General features: G+C 69.1%; 1 protein-coding gene. It reads left to right on the top strand.

Annotated features, from left to right (window positions below):
* Window positions 1–16: 16 nt before the first annotated feature.
* Window positions 17–1,671: FAD-dependent oxidoreductase (locus tag ON33_RS27385; RefSeq protein WP_040861993.1), on the top strand; the 1,655-nt coding region annotated here is incomplete at its 3' end.

Genomic DNA, 1,671 nt, shown 5'->3' with positions numbered 1-1,671 from the left:
CGAGGATCTGCGAGAAATGGCCTATGTGATCACGCAGCGTTGTTGCAACGACGCCAGCTGCGTACCCGAGTGCCCGGTCGATTGCATTCGTCCCACGCCCGAGCAACCTGAGTTCGCCACTACCGAGCAGCTCTATATCGACCCGGACACCTGTATCGACTGCGGTGCCTGTGTCGATGCCTGCCCGGTCGACGCGATCTTCTCCGAGGACGATCTGCCCGCCTCGCTGGCGCGCTTCCGTGATATCAATGCCGCCTACTTCCAGCGGCATCCGCTGGAGTCGAACTTCGAGCCGCTGGTCGCGCCGTCCCGGGCGCCCAAGGAACTGGGCACGCTGCGCGTCGCCATCGTCGGCGCGGGTCCCGCCGCCTGCTATGCCGCCGAGGAGCTGCTGCGCCGCGCCGATGTCGAGGTGGAGCTGTTCGACCGGCTGCCCACCCCGTACGGTCTGGTGCGCGCGGGCGTCGCCCCCGACCACCCGGGTACCAAGTCGGTGGCGAGCCTGTTCGAGTCGGCTTTCCGGCGTGAGGCGCTGCAGTACCGGTTGAATGTCGAAGTCGGCAAGCACATCTCGCACGAGGAGCTGCTCGGCCACCACCACGCCGTCATCTATGCCGTCGGCGCGGCCACCGACCGCCGCCTCGGCGTCCCGGGCGAGGATCTGCCCGGCAGCCACTCCGCCACCGAGTTCGTGGCCTGGTACAACGGCCACCCGGACTTCGCCGACCGCGAATTCGACCTGACCGGCGAGCGCGCCGTCATCGTCGGCAACGGCAATGTGGCGCTCGACGTGGCCCGCGTGCTCACCGTCGACCCGGACGAGCTGGCCAAGACCGACATCGCCGACCACGCCCTGGATGCGCTGCGTCGCAGCAACATCACCGAGGTCGTGGTGCTGGGCCGCCGCGGTCCGCTGCAGGCCGCCTACACCTCGCCGGAATTCCTGGCGCTGACGCACCTGAAGGGCGTCGACATCATCGTCGACCCCGAGGACCTGGTCCTGGACCCGGCCTCGCAGGCCCAGCTGGACGACCCGCAGGTCGAGCCCTCGTTGCGGCTCAAGTACACCCTGGCCCAGGAATACGCCGCCGGTTCCCGTAACCCGGACAACAAGCGAATCGTGTTCCGCTACCTGGTCTCTCCCACCGCCATCACCGGCGAGGGCAAGGCCGAGGCGGTCGAGTACGTGCACAACGAGCTGGTCGAGGAGAACGGCCGCACCGTGGCCCGCGCCTCCGACCGCACCGGCACCCTCGAGGCGTCGCTGGTGCTGCGCTCCATCGGTTACAAGGGCGAGCCCGTCGCGGGGGTGCCGTTCGACGAGTCCAACGGCGTCATCCCCAACGACAAGGGCCGGGTCCTGGCCGACGGCAACCCGGTTCGGGGCGTGTACGTCTCCGGGTGGATCAAGCGCGGCCCGCGCGGTGTCATCGGCTCCAACCGCGTCGACTCGCAGGAGACCGTCGACCAGCTCATCGACGACTTCACCCACGGCAAGCTCGCCGCCCCGCAGGCCGATCGCGCCGACCTGGACGCGCTTCTCGCCGAGCGCCAGCCCGACCAGGTCGGCCGGGACGGCTGGAAGTCCATCGACGCCACCGAGAAGACCGCGGGCAAGTCCGCCGGACGTCCCCGGGTGAAGTTCACCAGCATCGAGGACCTCCTCAAGGC

This window comes from Nocardia niigatensis NBRC 100131, assembly GCF_000308655.1.
Classification (GTDB): domain Bacteria; phylum Actinomycetota; class Actinomycetes; order Mycobacteriales; family Mycobacteriaceae; genus Nocardia; species Nocardia niigatensis.
Note: the sequence above shows the minus strand (reverse complement) of the source record. Positions and strands in the feature narration are given on the sequence as shown.